The organism is Mesorhizobium helmanticense (assembly GCF_003034915.1).
Classification (GTDB): domain Bacteria; phylum Pseudomonadota; class Alphaproteobacteria; order Rhizobiales; family Rhizobiaceae; genus Mesorhizobium; species Mesorhizobium helmanticense.
In genome coordinates this window covers 1-18,004 of the sequence record NZ_PZJX01000020.1, presented here as the reverse complement: position 1 = coordinate 18,004, position 18,004 = coordinate 1, and the positions used below count along the sequence as shown (strand labels likewise).

Sequence of the window (18,004 nt, the reverse complement as noted above, 5' to 3'; positions counted from 1 at the left end):
GCGAAGACAACCGGCTGTATTTTTGGCGGGTTTTCCCCACATTTGCCTGACGGTAGAAATCAGCCGCGACCGCTTTCACCGCACTCGCCCTTCCCTCTCCCGGCCGCGTCGAAGCGTCCGGGTCATCCGTTTCCTTGACCCTCATGTCCCGAAAAATTGCCGAGCTTCTGTCGCGGCTGGAAAAGCGGCTGGACAGGTCCGCGATTGTCTCGGCCGACGAAGCCGGACCGCGCTATCAGGAGGACCCGGACGGCAAGGACGGCGCGCCGCCGGCGATCGTCCTGCGGCCGCGCACGACCGGCGAAGTGTCGGACATTCTGCGGCTCTGCAACGATGCCGGGCAGAGGCTCGTCGTCCAGGGTGGCCGCACCGGGCTTGCGGGCGCGGCGCGCATTCAAGCCGGCGAAGCGGTGCTGTCGCTGGAACGGATGACGGCGATTGCTGCGCCCGACCGCGAGGCGGCGACGATCATCACTGAAGCCGGCGCGCCGCTGCAGATGGTGCAGGAAGCGGCAGACGCGGCCGGCTTGCTGTTCGGCGTCGACATCGGCGCGCGCGGCACGTCCACCGTCGGCGGCAATATCGCCACCAATGCCGGCGGCATCCGCGTGCTGCGCTACGGCATGTACCGGGCGCAGGTTCTGGGCCTCGAAGCAGTGCTTGCCGACGGCAGCGTGCTGACGTCGCTCAAGGGCTTGCCCAAGGACAATTCCGGCTATGACCTCAACCAGCTCTTCATCGGCAGCGAGGGCACGCTTGGCGTCGTCACGCGCGCCTGCCTGCGCCTGCATCCTAAGCCGGCCACCGAGGTCAACGCCTTTTGCGCGCTTGCCTCGCTCGATGCGGCGATCGCGCTGCTTGCGCTGCTAAGGCAGAAGCTCGGGCCGTTGCTGTCGGCCTATGAGGTGAATTTCGCGCCGCTCTACGGCGCCATGGTCGCCGGCATGGATGCGCTGGCGCCGCTGCCGGTCGGCGCGCCCGTCTATGTGCTGGCAGAGATACAGGGCAACGAGCCCGACCGCGACGGCGACCGCTTTGCCGCGGTGCTGATGCAGGCGGTCGAGGACGGGGTGGTCGACGACGTGGTCGTCTCGCAATCGCCGCGCGAATTCCGCGCGCTGTGGGCGGTGCGCGAGGACGCCAACCGCTTCCTGTTTTCGAAGCGAGGCCTGATCGGCGTCGACATCAGTATCCCGCTAGCCAGGATGGGGGCTTTCCTGCAGGACGCGGAAGCCGCGATCCGGGCTGTCGACCCCAATGCCGACATCTATGTCTTCGGCCATCTCGGCGACGGCAATCTGCATTATCAGGTCGGCACCGTGGATCCGGCGGCGGCGTATGACATCGTCTATCGTGGCGTCGCCGCTGCCGGCGGCGGCGTCTCGGCCGAACACGGCATCGGCCTCGACAAGAAGCAATGGCTGCACCTGGCGCGCAGCGATGCCGAGATCGCGGTCATGCGGCGCTTGAAAGCAGCCTTCGACCCGAACAATATCCTCAATGCCGGTCGCGTCTTCGACCTTGTGCCGGCGACTGCGTTGTCTGACGGAGTGCCCCAATGACAGCTGCCGCTCTCCCGAAAGCCGGCCAGGCGAATGCGGGCCCAGTCAGCCTTGACGACCGCTATGTGCTCGAGCACGGCCGCATCCTGGTCTCGGGTACGCAGGCGCTGGTGCGGCTGCCGCTCGTCCAGCGCCAGCGCGATCTTGCCGCCGGTCTCAACACCGCCGGCTATGTCTCGGGTTATCGCGGTTCACCGCTGGCCGGCTTCGACCGCGAGATGCAGCGCGCCGGCAAATATCTCAAGGCGAACCATGTCGTCTTCCATCCCGGCCTCAACGAGGACATGGCCGCGACCGCGGTCTGGGGCACGCAGCAGACCGGCATGTTCGCGGGTTCGCGCTACGACGGCGTGTTTTCCATGTGGTACGGCAAGGGTCCCGGCGTCGACCGGACCATGGACGTCATCCGCCATGCCAACGCCGTCGGCACCAATCGCCATGGCGGCGTGCTGCTTCTGGTCGGCGACGACCACGGCGCCGTCTCCTCGACGCTGCCGCATCAGAGCGAGCACAATCTGATCTCGGCCATGGTGCCGCTGCTGTCGCCCGGCGGCGTCGGCGAATATATCGTCTATGGCCTGCTCGGCTGGGCGATGAGCCGCTATTCCGGCGCCTGGATCGGCTTCAAGTGCCAGACCGAGATCGTCGAATGCACGGCGACGGTCGATGTCGACCCGGCGCGGCTTAGCATCGTCATGCCGGGGCTGGCGCTGCCGGCGGACGGCCTGTCGCTGCGCTGGCCGGATGGCCCGCATGCGATGGAGCGCCGCATCGAACACAAGATGGCGGCGGTGCACGCCTTTGCCCGCGCCAATGGCATCGACCGCATCGTGCATGGCGGCGGCAAGGCGCGGCTCGGCATCGTCTCGACCGGCAAGTCGTGGCTCGATCTGCTCGGCGCGCTGTCGGCCCTCGGCATCGACGAGCGGCGCGCGGCCGAGCTTGGCATCCGGCTATACAAGGTCGGCATGGTCTGGCCGCTCGAGCCGGAAGGGCTCAGGGCTTTCACTGAGGGGCTGGAGGAAATCCTGGTCGTCGAGGAGAAGCGGCCGGTGATCGAGGACCAGATCAAGGCGCTGCTGTTCAACGCGCCCAATCGCCCGCGCGTCTTCGGCAAGACGGACGAGCGGGGCGCACCGCTGCTGCCTTCCATCGGCGAGATCAGCGCCGTTTCGGTCGCGCGCGCCATCGTCTCGCGGCTCGGCGCGCCGGACGCAGAGCTTGGCCTGCACATGAAGACAATCGAGGCCGTCGCGGCGTCAGCACCCGGCGAGGTGATCGCGCTGAAGCGCGAGCCCTATTTCTGCTCCGGCTGCCCACACTCGATCTCCACCGTGGTGCCCGATGGCAGCCGTGCCTCGACCGGCATCGGCTGCCACATGATGGTCATCGGCATGGAGCGCGAGACTTCCACCTTCACCCAGATGGGTGGCGAAGGCGGCGCGTGGATCGGCCTGGCACCGTTCACCGACGAGAAGCACATTTTCGTCAATATGGGCGACGGCACCTATTTCCATTCCGGCTTGCTGGCCATCCGCGCCGCCATCGCCGCCAAGGTCAGCGCCACCTACAAGATCCTCTACAACGACGCGGTCGCCATGACCGGCGGCCAGCGCCATGACGGCGAGGTCTCCGTACCGTCGATCGTCGAGCAGACGCTGGCCGAAGGCGCGAAACGCGTCGTCGTCGTGTCCGAAAAACCCGAGGCCTGGGCGGGTGTCCTGCCGCGGTCCGTGACCATCCACCATCGCGACGAGCTCGACGCCGTGCAACGCGAGCTCAGGGAGATCGAGGGGGTGACGGTGCTGGTCTTTGACCAGGTCTGCGCCGCCGAAAAACGTCGCCGGCGCAAGCGCGGCGCCTATCCGGTCTCGCCAAAACGCGCCTTCATCAACGAGCTGGTCTGCGAAGGCTGCGGCGATTGCTCGGCAGTCTCCAACTGCATTTCGATCGAGCCCGAGGAAACCGAGTTCGGCCGCAAGCGCAGGATCAACCAGTCGAGCTGCAACACCGACCTGTCCTGCATCAAGGGCTTTTGCCCGAGCTTCGTGACCGTGGAAGGCGGCACGATCCGCAAGCCGAAGGCGCGGGCCATGGAGGCTGGTTCCGCCGAATTGCCGATGCCGGCGCTGGCGGCACTCGAGCGCCCCTATAACATGCTGCTGGCCGGCATTGGCGGCACCGGCGTCATCACGGTCAGCGCCATCCTGTCGCAAGCAGCGCATCTCGACGGGCTCGGCCTGCTGACGCTCGACCAGACCGGGCTGGCGCAAAAGAACGGCGCGGTGGTTTCGCATATCAGGCTGGCACGCGATCCCGAATTGCTCAACACGGTCAGGATCGGCCCCGGCGAGGCCGATCTTGTGCTTGGCTTCGACATCGTCGTGTCGGCGGCCGCTGCTTCGCTTGCGACCTTCGCGCATGGCCGCACGAGAGCCGTGCTCGACGATCATTTCGCGCCGACCGCGTCCTTCGTGCAGAACACCGCGATCGACTTCCGCCAGGAGGCGACGCTGAAGCAATTGCGGCGGGCGGCCGGTGAAGAGGCTATCACGCTGATCCCAGCGACCAGGCTCGGCCTCGCGCTGATGGGCGACGCCATCGCCGCCAACATGTTCCTGCTCGGCAATGCCTGGCAGCGCGGACTGGTGCCGATCAGCCTGACATCCATCGACAAGGCAATCGAGATGAACGGCGCCGGCGTCGCCATGAACCGCGCAGCTTTCAACTGGGGCCGCCGCGCGGCGGTCGACCTTGCGGCGGTGCTGGATGCTGCGCAAACGAGCAGTCTAGAAGCACCGAAACCCGAGACGCTCGACGCCATGGTTGCGCGCCGGATGGCATTCCTGACCGGCTACCAGGACGCCGCCTATGCGAACCGCTACCGCAAGCTGGTCGACACCGCCCGCGCGGCCGAAGCCAGCATCTCAACCGGCTCTCAGGAGTTCGCCAGGGCCGTGGCGATCGGCGCCTTCAAGCTGATGGCCTACAAGGATGAATATGAGGTGGCGCGGCTGCATCGCGACCAATCCTTCAAGAAGAAACTGGCCGAACAGTTCGAGGGCGATTTCAGGATCAGGCATCATCTCGCGCCGCCGATGATTTCACGCATCGACCCGCGCACCGGCCACCCCGGCAAGATCGCTTTTGGCGCCTGGATCAATCCGGTATTCGCGGTGCTGGCGCGATTGAAGGGCCTGCGTGGGACGCGTCTGGATCCGTTCGGGCGCACAGAAGAGCGGCGGATGGAACGGCAAATGATCGCCGATTATGAAGGGCTGATCGCGGATCTTTCGGCGCGGCTGACAAAAGGCAACCATGTCGTAGCGACGGAGCTTGCCCGGCTGCCGGAAGAGGTGCGCGGCTTCGGCTACGTCAAGATGGCGGCGGTCGAACGCTTCGAGAAGAAGAAGGCGGCGCTGCTGGCAAAATTAGGCAAGGAAAGCCGCCTGGAAACAGCGGCTTAGCGGTTGCGCCTCAGAAGCAGATCAAGGCGAGGCGGCGCCCTTTGGGCGGCCAGCGGCGCTGCCGGCCGCAATCACCAGCGCATCGAGCACGCAGGTGCCGTTCTCGAACACGACGACCGGATTGAGATCGACGGCCTCGATCAAATGGCCGTAGCGGCCGGCGAAATCGGATAGCGCCACGATCGTCTCGACCAGTGCTTCCCGATCGGCTGGCGGCGCGCCGCGATAACCCTTGAGCAGAGCGGCCAAGCGCGTGCGGTCGATGAGCGCCTCGGCTGCGTCGCGATCCACCGGCAGCAGATCGAAAGCGGCGTCCTTGACCAGCTCGACCAGCACGCCGCCGACGCCGACGACAATTCCGAGGCCGAACGGCTCATGCCGGACCAAGCCGACCAGCGCTTCGACACCGCGTCCGGCCATTTCCTGCACGACGACGCCGCGCAGTTTCGCATCCGGCGCGTGAGCGCGAGCGCTTTGCATGATCGCCGCGAAGGCTTCGGCCGCTTCGGCCGGGCTGGTTATGCCGAGCCGTACGCCGCCGGCTTCGGTCTTGTGAGGAATGTCGGGCGACTCGATTTTCAGCACGACCGGAAAGCCGATCACCTCGGCCGCCGCGACTGCCTCCTGCGCGGTAACGGCCAGACGCTCGCGCGTCACTCTCAGGCCGTTCTCGGCCAGCAATTGCTTGGCTTCCCGCTCGGTCAATTTCCCCCCGGTGGCGAGGCGCTTTGCCCACGGATCGTTTTCGCCGGCCGATTCGATTGCCGGGGCGTTCGGTGCCGTACCGCCCGTCGCGTCCAGCAGCCGTCGCACGGCGCTGAGCGCAGCGCGCGTGCCATTGAGCGCCGGGACGCCGGCAAGCCGCTGCATGACAGCGGGATGGTGTCCAGAGGACAGGTTGCTGATGAAGGCGACCGGAACGGTCGCGTCCTTCGCGTAGGCGGCAACGGCATCGGCAATGCCGGTATATTCGGCAGCGCCTGTGGCATCGAGGCCGACAGGCGCGTCCTGCGCGGCGACGATCAGGCCGACGGCGGGATCTTGCGCCAGGATGTCGAGTACGCTGCGATAGATCCCGCCATCGGCGAAGACCACGCCCGTCGTGTCGACCGGATTCTGCGGCGTCGCGAAAGGCGGCAGCAAGACCTTCAACCGCGCGACGGTATCTTGCGAAAATTCCGGCAGGTCGATGCCGACCTGTTCGGCAATGTCGGAGACATGGGCGACACCGCCGCCGCTGACGCCGACAACCGCGACGCCCTTGCGCGCGGGCCTCGCCTTCAGCGACAGACAGAGCGTGGCGGTCTCGACGAACTCGTCCATGTCGGCGACCTCGATCACGCCGGTGCGCCGGAAGAAGGCTTCGTAGGCTTCGTTGGCGGCAGCGAGCGAGCCGGTATGCGCGGCGGCGGCCTCGGCCCCCTTGCTTGACTTGCCGGCGCGCAGCGCAACCACCTTCTTGCCCGCGGCATGCACAGCCTGCATCGCGGAGGTGAAGGCGGCGGGATCGCGGATGGCTTCCACGACAAGTCCGATGACGTGCGTCGCCTCGTCATCGGCGAGATAGGCGAGATAATCGGGAAGATCGGTCGCCGCGCTGTTGCCGCAGGAGACGATGTGGCTCAGGCCGAAGCGCCCGGAATTGGCGAGCGCGATGGCGCTGGCGCCGGAATGCGACAGGATGGCGAGCTGGCCTTTCCTCAGATTGGGCGACAGCGTCGAGGAATAAAGGGCCGCACCGCTTTGCAGATTGAACAGGCCGAGGCAGTTCGGCCCGCAGACCGCCATGCCGTATTTTCGCGCGATCCCGATCAGCGCCTGCTGACGCGCCTTGCCTTCCCCGTCGGTCTCGGCAAAGCCGCTGGCCAGCACGACAGCCGCCTTGATACCGGCCTTCCCTGCGTCTTCGAGCGCGGCCAGCACGTGCGCCGCGCCGATGCCGATCACCGCCACGTCGGCTGGCGCATCGAGCCCGTCGAGCGACGGCATGGCCGCAATGCCGAACACCGTTTCGGCCTTCGGATGCACGGGGATGATGGTGCCCGAAAATCCGAACGCCATCAAATTGCGCATGACGTAGCTCGACGACGCATCGGCGCGTTCCGTCGCGCCGATGACGGCGACCGAACGCGGCGCCATCAGCGCCCGCATCGCCTCACGCGAAGCGGCAAGGCCGGTCACGGCTCAGTCGAGGCCCTTGAACGGGCCGTCGCGGAAAGCGAGGTATTCCTTGAGGCTCATCTTGGCGAGGTTGGCCATCCATTCGCGGCCCTGCCTGGTGACGTGAAGTGCGGCGATCGCCTCGATATTGTACTGGAAGGACGGCAGCAGCCCGGCCACCATCTGCTGGTTGTTGATCGACGCCTTGGTGAATTTCAACGCCGGCACCGGCATGCGGGCCAGCTTGCGGGCGAGGTTTTCGGTCTTTTCCTTCAACCGATCGGCCGGCACGATCTTGTTGATCAGATGCATGCGCAGCGCCTCCTCGGCATCGACCAGGTCGCCCGTATACATCAGCCAGCGCACATCGCGGGTGGCAAGCAGCCAGGGCATCATCAGCGCCGGCGGACCGGAATTATGGCGCACCTCGGGCTCGCCGAATTTTGCATTGTCGGCGGCGATCGCCAGGTCGCAGCACATCATCAGCTCCAGCGCACCGGCCAGCGCATAACCGTTGACGGAGGCAATGACCGGGATCGGCGCCTTCCAGATGTTGAGCAGCGCTTCGGCGTTCTCGCCCATGTCCGCGCGCCAGAAATCGATGTCGACATCGAAATCGCCGCCCTGCAGATCGTAGCCGGAGGAGAAGGCGCGGCCGGCGCCGGTGATCACCAGCGCATTGACGTCCGGATCGGCGACGGCGGCCGCGAGCGCCTTGTCGATCTCGCGGACCACCGTCTTGTTCATCGCATTGAGCTTGTCGGGACGATTGATGGTGATCGTCGCGAACTTGTCCGTCGCATCCTTATCGTAAAGGATCGTCTCGTAGGTGGCCTGCGCGCTCATGCGGTTCTCCTGGGATGCCTTCGAAAATCAGAGGAACGTGCCGGCTAGCAAAGCGCCGACTGGTTCTTCGCCTCTATGCTGCCTCGCGCTTCGATCCGGCATGCGCCACGGCGATGCGGGCGGCTAGGGCTGCATTGTTGCGGACCAGCGCGATGTTGGCCTTCAGGCTGCGGCCTTGCGAAAGCTCGTTGATGCGAGCGAGCAGGAACGGCGTCAATTCCTTGCGCCCGATGCCGCGTTTCTCGGCTTCCGCCACCGCGGCCGCGATGGTGCCGTCGATGAAGGCGGGATCAAGCGCGTCAGCCTCGGGAATTGGATTGGCGACGAGGATGCCGGTGCCCGAGCCCATCTGCTCGTGCAGCAGCATGGCCTGCGCAATCTCCTCCGGTGTGTCGAGGCGATGATCGGCCTTGAGCCCGCTGGAGCGGGTATAGAAGGCCGGGAAATCGTCGCTTTGATAGGCAATCACCGGCACGCGCTGGGTCTCCAGATATTCCAGCGTCTTGGCGATATCGAGGATCGATTTCACGCCGGCGCAGACGACGGTCGTGCCGGTCTGGCCGAGTTCGGTCAGGTCGGCAGAGATGTCGAAGGTGGCTTCGGCGCCGCGATGCACGCCGCCGACGCCGCCGGTGGCGAAAATGCCGATGCCGGCGAGGGCGGCGATCCGCATCGTCGCCGACACCGTAGTTCCGGCCGAGCCGCCGCGCACCATGATGGCGGCGAGATCGCGCCCGGAGGCCTTGACCACGTCCTTTGCCGCTGCGAGCCGTTCCAGCTCAGCGTCGTCGAGCCCTACCTTGATCTTGCCCCTCACCACGGCGATCGTGGCCGGAACGGCGCCGTTGTCGCGCACCACGGCCTCGACGCCACGGGCGGTCTCCAGATTTGCGGGATAGGGCATGCCGTGGGTGATGATGGTCGATTCCAGCGCCACCACCGCGCGGCCTTCGCGAAGCGCTGCCGCAACCTCGTCATTCAGGTAGATAAGGGAAGGTTTCATGATCATCTCGCTTTCAGGCGGGAATGCGGTACATGCCGGCGGTGAGGAAGCGCGGCGACAGATCGGGATGGACGCTGGATTCGCTCTCGGTGGTCAGCGTGGCGAGCAACGCGCCGGTGCGCGCGGCGTGCGGCACGGAATCTCCGGAAAGCACCTTGTACATGGTGCCGGCGATCATTGCGTCACCGGCGCCGGTGATGTCGACGGCGCGAGCCGGCACGGAGCGCATGGTCGCCACGCCGCTCTCGGTCGCTACCGCAAATCCATGCGCGCCCATGGTCACGATCACTTCGGCGGCTCCGGCCGCGCGCAGCGCCGCTGCCGCCTCCTTCGGCTTTAGCCGCTTGTCGGCATCGGTGATGCCGAGCATCGAATTGGCCTCGTCGTGATTGGTGAACAGAAGGTCGATGCCGGTCAGGTCCTTCGGCAGGCGCGCCGATTTCGGTGACGACACGGTGTCGACGGCGAGCTTGAAGCGCGCGCCCTGCTTGCGCGACATCAGCGCTGCGATCGTCGCCGCCGGCAGGTTGCAGTCGATGAACACCCAGGTCGCCGAAGCGAGATGCGGCCAGAAGCGGTCGAGATAGGACGGCGAGAACAGATCGAAGATCTCCATGTCGGCAATGCCGAGCACGAGATCGTTGTTGAGATCGAGGATGGCCGCATATTCGGCCGTCGGCCGCTCCGTGGTGGTGATGACCTGGCTGACATCGGCACCGAAGTCGCGCAGATGCCGCACCAGCGAGCGGCCGGTTTCGTCGTCGCCGACAATCGAGACGAAGCTGACGTCGACGCCGAGGCGGACAAGGTTCTCGGCGACGTTGCGGGCGACGCCGCCGAAGCTGCGATAGCCGTCGACCGGGTTCGACGTCTCGAAGATCAGATCCTTCTTGGCGTGGTATTTGCGGTCCAGGACCGCGCCGCCGATGCAGATCATGCGCTTGGAGGCCGGCAGGACGTAGCCGCGGCCGAGAATATAGCCCTTGTTGACCAGTTGCATGATGTGGGCCGCAACGGTCGAACGGGCGATGCCGAGCGCGGTGGCTATGTCCTGCTGGCCGGCGAACGGGTTCGCCGCGATGAGATCCAGAACCGCCTGCTCCTGTGCTCCAAGGTCGTCCATCGTCCCCGTCCAATTCGTGGCTGAACATTTTCGATATGGACAACAACAGATGATCTTGTCAACATTCGTTTGTAGCTATAACGTTTCGTTCAACCGGCGTTTCCACCGTCTGTCCCTAAGGCGGAACAAGGCAACAGAAAGGTGATCGCGATCATGCAGACCGCACCTCAGGCCGAAGCAACGGACCAGGGAATCCCCGTCATCGATGTCGGGCCTTTCATCCGCGGCGAGGCCGGCGCCGACGCTGTTGTCAAAGCCATCGAGACCGCCTGCCGGGATACCGGTTTCTTCCTCGTCACCGGCCATGGCGTATCGCCGGAAAGGACGATGCGGCTCTACAATCTGGCGCGCGCCTTCTTCGATCTGCCCGAGGACTACAAGCGCGGCCATGGGCGTGGAACAGCCTTGACCGGCGGAATGGCCTTCTCGCCGATCGCCGACGAAGCGCTGGCCGCCACCAAGGGCATCAAGACGCCCGGCGACTACAAGGAAAGCCTGAATTTCGGCCTGCGCCTCAAGGGCGACACATGGCCTGACCAGCCCGAGAACATCGAGAGTGCCTTTCGCGATTATTTCTTAGAGATGGAGACGCTGGCGAGGCATTTGCGCCGCATCTTCTGCCAGGCGATCGGCCTCGAGCCCGACTATTTCGAGCCGGCCTTCGAGAACCATCTGTCGGCGCTCAGGGTCATCAACTATCCCGAGCAGGACGTGGATCCCCTGCCCGGCCAGCTTCGCGCCGGCGTTCACAGCGACTACGGCTTCATGACCATCCTGCGTTCGGAGGCCTCGTCGGGCGGCTTGCAGGTGCAGACCCGCGACGGCCGCTGGCTCGATGCGCCGTCGATCGACGGCGCCTATGTCGTCAACATCGCCGACGCCTTCATGCGCTGGAGCAATGACGAATGGGTGTCGACGCCGCATCGCGTCGCCAATCCGCCGCGCAACAAGAAAGGCAGTTCGCGCCGCCAGTCGATCCCGTTCTTCGTCAACCCTGCCAAGGAGACGCTGATCTCCTGCCTGGAGCCATTCTGCGCCAATGGCAAGCAGGCCAAATACGAACCGATCACCTATGGAGACTATATCGAGCTGAAGACAAGACAGGCTTTCGGCCGCTGAACGATGGAGGGCTTCGGCCGTCCCAAAGAACGAATTGATTGAAAGAAATCAACAAGGGGAATTGTGATGACGAAACTGACCAGACGACAGACGCTTGCCGGAATGGGCGCGCTCGGCGCTGCCGGGCTCATCGGAATGCCTGCCATCGCCCAGGAAAAGACGCTGATCGTGCCGACGCTCGGCGGTGTCTGGGAACAGTTCTGGCGCTCGACCATCGCACCGGCCTTCGAAAAGGCCTCCGGCGCCAAGGTGACGCTCGATGTCGGCAATGGCCGCGTCTTCGGCGCCAATCTGCGCGCCGCCGGCGTCGACAAGCCGCCCTATTCGATCATCATGACCAATGAGGTTTTTGCCTCCGGCCTGCGCAAGGAGGGCTTCTTCGAAAAGCTCGACCTGGCAAAACTGCCGAACTACAACGACCTCTATCCTCTGGCCAAGATCGCCGACGGTTTTGGCGCCACCGGCGCCATCTCGCCGATCGGCATCGGCTACCGCACCGATCTGGTAAAGACACCGCCCAAGGCATGGAAGGATCTTTGGAACAACGAGGAATTCAAGGGCAAGATCGGCCTCTACAATTTCGCCAACAGTGCCGGCAAGATGGAGCTGCTGCTGGCCTCGAAGATCTTCGGCAAGGACCAGTACGATGTCGATGCCGGCTTTGACGCGCTGGCCAAGCTGGGCCAGGTGATCCAGGTCGACTTCAACCTTTCCACGGCCCTGTCGTCGGGCGAGATCGTCGTCGCGCCGTTCGATTTCGGCGAGATCGCGCGGCTGCGCAAGCAGGGCCTGCCGGTCGACTGCGTCGTTCCCGAGGAAGGCATGTTCATGTTCGACCAGACGGTCTCGATCCTGGCCAACGGTCCGGAAAAGGAACTCGCCTATCAATATGCTGATTTCCTGCTGTCGCCGGAAACCCAGATGCTGATGGCGAAGGAATTCTTCGTGTCGCCGACGAATTCGAAGGTGATCATTCCCGACGACCTCAAGGCCGATGTGCCGGTGTCGGGCGAGGCAATGACCAAGATCCTCACCTGGGACTGGGATTTCGTCAACGAGAAGCAGGGCGAGCTGGCCGAGCGCTGGGCCAAGACGATCCTTTAAGGGCTGATGTTGAACTGGGATGGCGCGTCTCGATTTCGAGGGGCGCCTCCCGCCAGCCGCGCCGCACCTCCGGTTGCGGTCGATCGCCTGTGAAGTGGAGCATTCATGACAGAGGTTAGCATCGAGCGGCTGACCAAGACCTTCGGCAGCGCCCGCGCGGTCGACGGCATCTCGATCCGCATCGCCGATGGCGAGTTCATTTCGCTGCTCGGTCCGTCGGGCTGCGGCAAGACGACGACGCTGAAGATGATCGCCGGCTTCGAGGAGGCAAGCGAAGGCGCGATCCGCTTCGACGGCAAGGACGTCGTCAACGTGCCGGCCGAAAAGCGCGACATCGGCATGGTGTTCCAGAACTACGCACTGTTTCCGCATATGACGGTGGATCAGAACCTCGCCTTCGGGCTGGAGATGCGCAAGATCGCCAAGCCCGAAATGCTGAGCCGCATCGCAAAGGTGCTCGACATGGTGCAGCTCGGCGGCTATTCCGACCGCTATCCGAACCAGCTTTCGGGCGGCCAGCAGCAGCGCGTGGCGCTTGCCCGCGCGCTGGTCATCGAACCGAAGATCCTGCTGCTCGACGAGCCGCTCGCCAATCTCGACGCCAAGCTGCGCGAGGAAATGCGCGTCTTCATCCGCGACCTGCAGCGGCGCGTCGGCATCACCACCGTCTATGTCACGCATGACCAGGCCGAGGCGATGACCATGTCCGACCGGGTGGTGGTGATGTTCGGCGGCCGCATCGCCCAGATCGGCGCGCCGTCGGACATCTATGAGCGTCCCGAAAACCTCGAAGTGGCGCAATTCGTCGGCCAGGTGAACCTGGTCAGGGGCACGATCCTAGGCGGCACGATCACCGGGCCGGCCGGAGCCGGCAAGAGCCGCGTCGCGTCGGTCTTTGGCGACGTCGCCGTCGACAGCCGCGCGGACCACGCGCCGGGCACTGCCGTCACGCTGTCGCTGCGTCCGGAGGCGATCGAACTCAAACCCGCCGGCCAGGGCGGAGCGCAGGGCAAGGTCATGGCGCGCTACTATTCCGGCAGCATCATCGACTACCGCATCGCGCTGGATTCGAGCGAGACGCTGCACGTCCAGACCTTCCCGAACATCAGGATCGCCGAAGGCGACCGTGTCAGCGTGCATGCGCCTGCGGACGGGTTCTGGCTGCTCGGGGCGGCTCAATGATGCCGGCACGCCGCAAGGGCCTTGGACCGCTGATCCTGATCGCGCCGGCGGCCGTGCTGCTCGGCGTGTTCCTCGTCCTGCCCTATCTCAACATCGTGGTGATGAGCTTTCGCATGCCGGGGCAAGGCACGCCTTACGGTGCGGGTTTCACCATCGGCAACTACACGAAATTCTTCGTCGACAGTTTCTATCTGCTCCAGGTCGCCAACACGCTGTGGATCGGCCTCATCACCACCGCCATCTGCCTCGTCGTCGGCTTTCCCGTCGCCTGGCAACTGGCGCGCGGCGCTATGCGCTTTCGCGCCCTGGCCTACGGGCTGGTGCTGTCGCCGCTGCTGGTCGGCATCGTCATCCGCTCCTATGGCTGGACGATTCTTCTGGGCAATGCCGGCCTCATCAACCGCACGCTGACCGGCATGGGCCTGATCGATCGCCCGCTGCCGCTGATGTACAACGCGCTCGGCATCGTCATCGCGCTGGTCCACGTCTTCCTGCCGTTCATGATCCTGCCGATCATGGCGGCGATCCAGGGGGTCGACCCGTCGCTGGAATCGGCGGCGCGTTCGCTCGGCGCGTCGCGCTTCACCGCCTTCCGCCGCATCGTACTGCCGCTGTGCACGCCTGGCATCCAGGCCGGCTGCATCCTCGTGTTCGTCTTGTCGCTCAGCGCCTATGTGACGCCGTCGCTGATCGGCGGGCTCAGGGTGAAGACCATGGCCGTCACAGTCGTCGACGCGCTGATCGACACGTTCCAGTGGCCATGGGGCTCGGCGCTGGCGCTGATGCTGTCGGTCACCGGTGCGCTCTGCGTCGTCATCTTCGCGCGGCTGACGCGCATGAAATGGAAAGTGGGGCGGACATGAAGCGGCCGGTGCTCACGCTCTACTGCCTGCTGGTCTATGCGTTCCTGCTGGCGCCCATTTTGGTCGTCGTTGGCGCCTCCTTCAACGCCGGCAATTTCCTGACGTTCCCGCCGCAGGGCCTGTCGCTGCGCTGGTATGTGACCTTCTTCCATAATGACGTGTTCATGCGCGCGATCCGCACCTCGCTCTGGGTGGCGGCGGTGGCGACCGTCATTTCCGGAACGATCGGCACCATGGCCGCGCTCTATTACGTCCAGCATGCCGGCCGCTGGAAGGAGGCGGTGCGCATCGCCATGCTGGCGCCGCTCTTGCTGCCGGAAGTGCTGACGGCGATCGCGCTGCTGTTCTTCGTCTATGCGATCGGCATCGGCACCACGACCATGATCGGCATGGTCGTCGGCCATGTGCTGATCACGCTGCCCTTCGTCTTCATCAACGTCTCGGCCTCGCTGGAAAGTTTCGATCCATCCTGGGACATGGCGGCGCGCTCGCTGGGCGCCGGCCGCCTGACAAGGTTCCGGCGCATCATGCTGCCACTGATCAAGCCCGGCGTCATCGGCGGCGCACTGTTTGCCTTCATCATATCCTTCGACACCTTCACCATCTCGTTCATGCTGAAGGGGATCGGGACGTCGACGCTGCCGATCCAGCTCTTCGACTATCTGCGCACCAATTTCACGCCGGAAGCGGCTGCCGTCTCGACCGTGTCGATCGTGCTGACGCTGGTGGTGGTGATCGTCTCGGAGAAGGTGCTGGGGCTGCGCATCCACCGCTTTTGACGGACCGCGCATCAGCCTGAGCAGCGCTTAGCAGGGCAAATCTCACAAGCGGCACTTGCGGGCGCGTTCGCGCTCTGATTCCTTGATGGTGGGGAGCATGGCCTGATTCGCGAGCTTGCTGCATCGGAGCCCTGACGGTTTCGGAAAAGCATTCGGTTGCTTGCAGCGCCCAGAATTTTCAACGGAGGGACGGGCAGTGAACGCCACAAAGAGGCCGGAAATCTCCGAGATGAGGCCGAAGATAACGGTTGTCGGAGTCGGCGGCGGCGGCGGCAATGCCGTCAACAACATGATCGCCGAAGGCCTGCAAGGCGCGGAGTTCATCGTTGCCAACACCGATGCCCAGGCGCTTACCATGTCGAAGGCATCCCGGCTGATCCAGCTCGGAGCCCATGTGACGGAAGGCCTGGGTGCCGGCTCACTGCCCGAAGTCGGCCGCGCGGCAGCCGAGGAAACGATCGACGAGATCATGGACCACCTTGCGGGAACGCATATGTGTTTCGTGACGGCCGGCATGGGCGGCGGAACCGGTACCGGTGCCGCACCTGTTATCGCGCACGCCGCGCGGGCAGCGGGGATCCTGACGGTGGCGGTCGTCACCAAGCCTTTTACCTTCGAGGGGAAACGCCGGATGCAATCGGCCGACGAAGGCATCGAACGGCTGCGTGAGAGCGCCGACACGGTGATCGTCATCCCGAACCAGAATCTCTTCAGGGTGGCCGATGCCAAGACGACATTCGCGGACGCCTTCATCATGGCGGACCGCGTCCTCTACGCCGGTGTCGGCTGCATTACCGACCTCATCGTCAAGGAAGGCCTGATCAATCTCGACTTCGCCGACGTGAAATCCGTGATGCGCGACATGGGCCGCGCAATGATGGGCACGGGCGAAGCCTCGGGCGAGGACCGCGCCAGGAAAGCCGCTGAAGCGGCAATCGCCAACCCGCTCCTCGACGAGGCCTCCATGGCCGGGGCCAAGGGTGTTCTTGTCTCGATATCGGGTGGCGTCGACATGACACTGTTCGAGGTCGATGAAGCGGCTACCCGTATACGAGAAGAGGTCGACACCGATGCCGATATCATCGTCGGCGCCATTTTCGACAAGGCGCTGGAGGGAAAATTCAGGGTGTCGGTCGTCGCGACGGGGTTGCGCCAGGGAGTGGAAGTGTTTCAGCCGGGGCGGATGACCGCCTGAGGTTTTTGCCGACAGCGTTTAACAGCGGCTGTTCAGCTGTCGATCGGTGGATCGAACGCCGACACTCGTGGGACCGCTCCCTCGAACCTTGCCACCTCGACCAGAGTGCTCTGCGCCGACGGGCCTTGAGCGAGCTTCGATGTGCCTCTGTCGGGCGTCAGCACATTGGGATTGCCATGCTTGTCGAGGCTGCCGATCTCGCCCGGCGTCTCGGGGTCGTACCAGGCCCCGGTGGCGATCTGAATCACGCCCGGCCGGATTGCATCGGTAAGAACCGCGCCGACCAGAATAGCGCCGCGATCGTTGAAGACACGCACGATATCACCATCCCCAACGCCGCGAGCGGCGGCGTCCGCCGGATTGATCCGCATCGGCTCGCGACCGGCGACCTTGCTCGCCTGGCTGACCGTGCCCATGTCCATCTGCCCATGCAGGCGAGTGGCCGGCTGTGTCGTCAGCAGATGCAGCGGAAACCGCGCGGCGAGCGGACTGCCCAGCCATTCGCGCGGCGCCATCCATGTCGGATGGCCGGGGCAGTCTTCGTAGGCAAAACCGGCGATCGCCCCGGAAACGATCTCGATGCGACCCGACGGCGTGCCAAGCCGGTGTAGGGCTGGATCCCTTCGGAACGCCTCGAAAAGTACATAGGGTTTTTCAGCCGCGGGGATTTCCACAAAGCCCTGGTCCCAAAAGGCATCGAAATCCGGCCAGCGCATATCGGCTTGTGCGGCGCGCTCACGGGCGCGTTGATACATCAGCCGAAGCCACTCCCGTTCGCCGCGACCTTCGTGAAAGGCCGCGCCAAGGCCGAGGCGCTCGGCAAGGCCGCCGAAGATGGCGAAATCGCTACGCGCTTCGCCCAGCGGCTCGATGGCCTTGCGCATCGCGACCATGAAACGGTCGAGCGAGCTCGCGCCAATGTCGTCGCGCTCGAGCGGCGAGCTTGCCGGCAGCACCACGTCGGCATGGCGCGCCGTCGCCGTCCACCAGGTCTCATGAACGATGACGGCCTCGGGACGCCGCCAGGCAGCAATGAGCCGGTTGAGATCCTGGTGGTGATGGAACGGATTGCCGCCGCACCAATAGACGAGCCGGATGTCGGGATAGGCCAGGTCGCGGCCGTCATACTGGAACGGTGCGCCGGGTGACAGCAGCATGTCGGCGATCCGCGCAACCGGAATGAAGGCCTCGACCGGATTGCGCAAGGTCGGGAATGTCGGGCGCGGAGCCGCGCGGCGCTGCCCGCCGAGACCCTCCAGGCTGCCATAGCCGAAGCCCAGGCCGCCGCCGGGCAGGCCGAGTTGGCCGAGAGCCGCGGCAAGCGCGATCGCCGCCCAGAACGGCTGCTCGCCATGCTCGCTGCGTTGTAGCGACCAGTTGACGACAAGAAACGTGCGGGTGGCGGCCATGCGCCGCGCCAGCGCGCGGATCGCCTCGGCCGGCAGTTCACTGAGACCGCTTGCCCATTGCGCGGTCTTCGGCACACCATCTGTCACGCCCATCACATAATCGGCGAAACATTCGAAGCCGGTGGCGTGGCTGGCGAGGAATTCCCGGTCGTGCAGGCCTTCGCTGATCAGCGTGTGGATCAGGCCGAGCAT

Annotated in this window: 13 protein-coding genes; 8 read left to right on the top strand and 5 right to left on the bottom strand. The window is 65.0% G+C overall.

The annotated features are described in order from the left end of the window. Window positions 1-143: 143 nt before the first annotated feature. The gene (locus C9427_RS09015) at window positions 144-1,562 is read left to right on the top strand and encodes an FAD-binding oxidoreductase (RefSeq protein WP_107648786.1); all 1,419 of its coding nucleotides are present in this window, start codon (window positions 144-146) and stop codon (window positions 1,560-1,562) included. Further along, complete coding sequence (locus tag C9427_RS09010) at window positions 1,559-5,029, top strand: indolepyruvate ferredoxin oxidoreductase family protein (protein ID WP_107648785.1); 3,471 nt, start codon at window positions 1,559-1,561, stop codon at window positions 5,027-5,029. Before C9427_RS09015 ends, C9427_RS09010 begins: the two co-directional genes overlap by 4 nt. 21 nt (window positions 5,030-5,050) lie before the next feature. On the opposite strand, the gene C9427_RS09005 is transcribed toward C9427_RS09010, so the two are convergent. From C9427_RS09005 to C9427_RS08990, 4 genes are all read right to left on the bottom strand, one after another. Continuing rightward, window positions 5,051-7,210: an acetate--CoA ligase family protein gene (locus C9427_RS09005; protein ID WP_107648784.1), complete on the bottom strand. Its 2,160-nt coding sequence runs from the start codon at window positions 7,208-7,210 to the stop codon at window positions 5,051-5,053. 3 nt (window positions 7,211-7,213) lie between these two features. Beyond that, window positions 7,214-8,035 carry an enoyl-CoA hydratase/isomerase family protein gene (locus C9427_RS09000; protein WP_107648783.1) on the bottom strand — a complete coding sequence of 274 codons (822 nt, stop codon included), beginning with the start codon at window positions 8,033-8,035 and terminating at the stop codon, window positions 7,214-7,216. Between the two features lie 73 nt (window positions 8,036-8,108). Beyond that, on the bottom strand, window positions 8,109-9,038 hold the full coding sequence (locus tag C9427_RS08995) for a pseudouridine-5'-phosphate glycosidase (RefSeq protein ID WP_107648820.1): 930 nt from the start codon (window positions 9,036-9,038) through the stop codon (window positions 8,109-8,111). 13 nt (window positions 9,039-9,051) lie between these two features. Beyond that, a complete protein-coding gene (locus tag C9427_RS08990) occupies window positions 9,052-10,161 on the bottom strand; it encodes a carbohydrate kinase (RefSeq protein ID WP_107648782.1) in 1,110 nt (369 codons plus the stop codon). Between the two features lie 153 nt (window positions 10,162-10,314). On the opposite strand from C9427_RS08990, the gene C9427_RS08985 reads away from it, so the two are divergent. From C9427_RS08985 to ftsZ, 6 genes are all read left to right on the top strand, one after another. Beyond that, a complete protein-coding gene (locus C9427_RS08985) occupies window positions 10,315-11,280 on the top strand; it encodes an isopenicillin N synthase family dioxygenase (RefSeq protein ID WP_107648819.1) in 966 nt (321 codons plus the stop codon). 66 nt (window positions 11,281-11,346) lie between these two features. Further along, on the top strand, window positions 11,347-12,384 hold the full coding sequence (locus C9427_RS08980) for an ABC transporter substrate-binding protein (RefSeq protein WP_107648781.1): 1,038 nt from the start codon (window positions 11,347-11,349) through the stop codon (window positions 12,382-12,384). Between the two features lie 105 nt (window positions 12,385-12,489). Beyond that, window positions 12,490-13,566, top strand: coding sequence for an ABC transporter ATP-binding protein (locus tag C9427_RS08975; RefSeq protein ID WP_107648780.1), 1,077 nt, complete (start codon window positions 12,490-12,492; stop codon window positions 13,564-13,566). Then, window positions 13,563-14,429: an ABC transporter permease gene (locus tag C9427_RS08970; protein ID WP_107648779.1), complete on the top strand. Its 867-nt coding sequence runs from the start codon at window positions 13,563-13,565 to the stop codon at window positions 14,427-14,429. Before C9427_RS08975 ends, C9427_RS08970 begins: the two co-directional genes overlap by 4 nt. After that, window positions 14,426-15,208, top strand: coding sequence for an ABC transporter permease (locus C9427_RS08965; RefSeq protein ID WP_107648778.1), 783 nt, complete (start codon window positions 14,426-14,428; stop codon window positions 15,206-15,208). Before C9427_RS08970 ends, C9427_RS08965 begins: the two co-directional genes overlap by 4 nt. Before the next feature lie 229 nt (window positions 15,209-15,437). Next, a complete protein-coding gene (gene ftsZ, locus C9427_RS08960) occupies window positions 15,438-16,403 on the top strand; it encodes a cell division protein FtsZ (protein WP_425351638.1) in 966 nt (321 codons plus the stop codon). A 32-nt stretch (window positions 16,404-16,435) separates the two neighbouring features. Here the strand turns inward: ftsZ and C9427_RS08955 are convergent. Further along, a partial coding sequence (locus tag C9427_RS08955; protein WP_107648776.1) for a molybdopterin dinucleotide binding domain-containing protein occupies window positions 16,436-18,004 on the bottom strand: 1,569 nt, incomplete at its 5' end.

Coding starts and splice junctions, on each gene's coding strand:
- C9427_RS08995 (WP_107648820.1), bottom strand. CDS start 9,038: ATGAAACCTTCCCTTATCTACCTGAATGACGAGGTTGCGGCAGCGCTT.
- C9427_RS09000 (WP_107648783.1), bottom strand. CDS start 8,035: ATGAGCGCGCAGGCCACCTACGAGACGATCCTTTACGATAAGGATGCG.
- C9427_RS08970 (WP_107648779.1), top strand. CDS start 13,563: ATGATGCCGGCACGCCGCAAGGGCCTTGGACCGCTGATCCTGATCGCG.
- C9427_RS08985 (WP_107648819.1), top strand. CDS start 10,315: ATGCAGACCGCACCTCAGGCCGAAGCAACGGACCAGGGAATCCCCGTC.
- C9427_RS08975 (WP_107648780.1), top strand. CDS start 12,490: ATGACAGAGGTTAGCATCGAGCGGCTGACCAAGACCTTCGGCAGCGCC.
- C9427_RS09010 (WP_107648785.1), top strand. CDS start 1,559: ATGACAGCTGCCGCTCTCCCGAAAGCCGGCCAGGCGAATGCGGGCCCA.
- C9427_RS08980 (WP_107648781.1), top strand. CDS start 11,347: ATGACGAAACTGACCAGACGACAGACGCTTGCCGGAATGGGCGCGCTC.
- ftsZ (WP_425351638.1), top strand. CDS start 15,438: ATGAGGCCGAAGATAACGGTTGTCGGAGTCGGCGGCGGCGGCGGCAAT.
- C9427_RS09015 (WP_107648786.1), top strand. CDS start 144: ATGTCCCGAAAAATTGCCGAGCTTCTGTCGCGGCTGGAAAAGCGGCTG.
- C9427_RS08965 (WP_107648778.1), top strand. CDS start 14,426: ATGAAGCGGCCGGTGCTCACGCTCTACTGCCTGCTGGTCTATGCGTTC.
- C9427_RS08990 (WP_107648782.1), bottom strand. CDS start 10,161: ATGGACGACCTTGGAGCACAGGAGCAGGCGGTTCTGGATCTCATCGCG.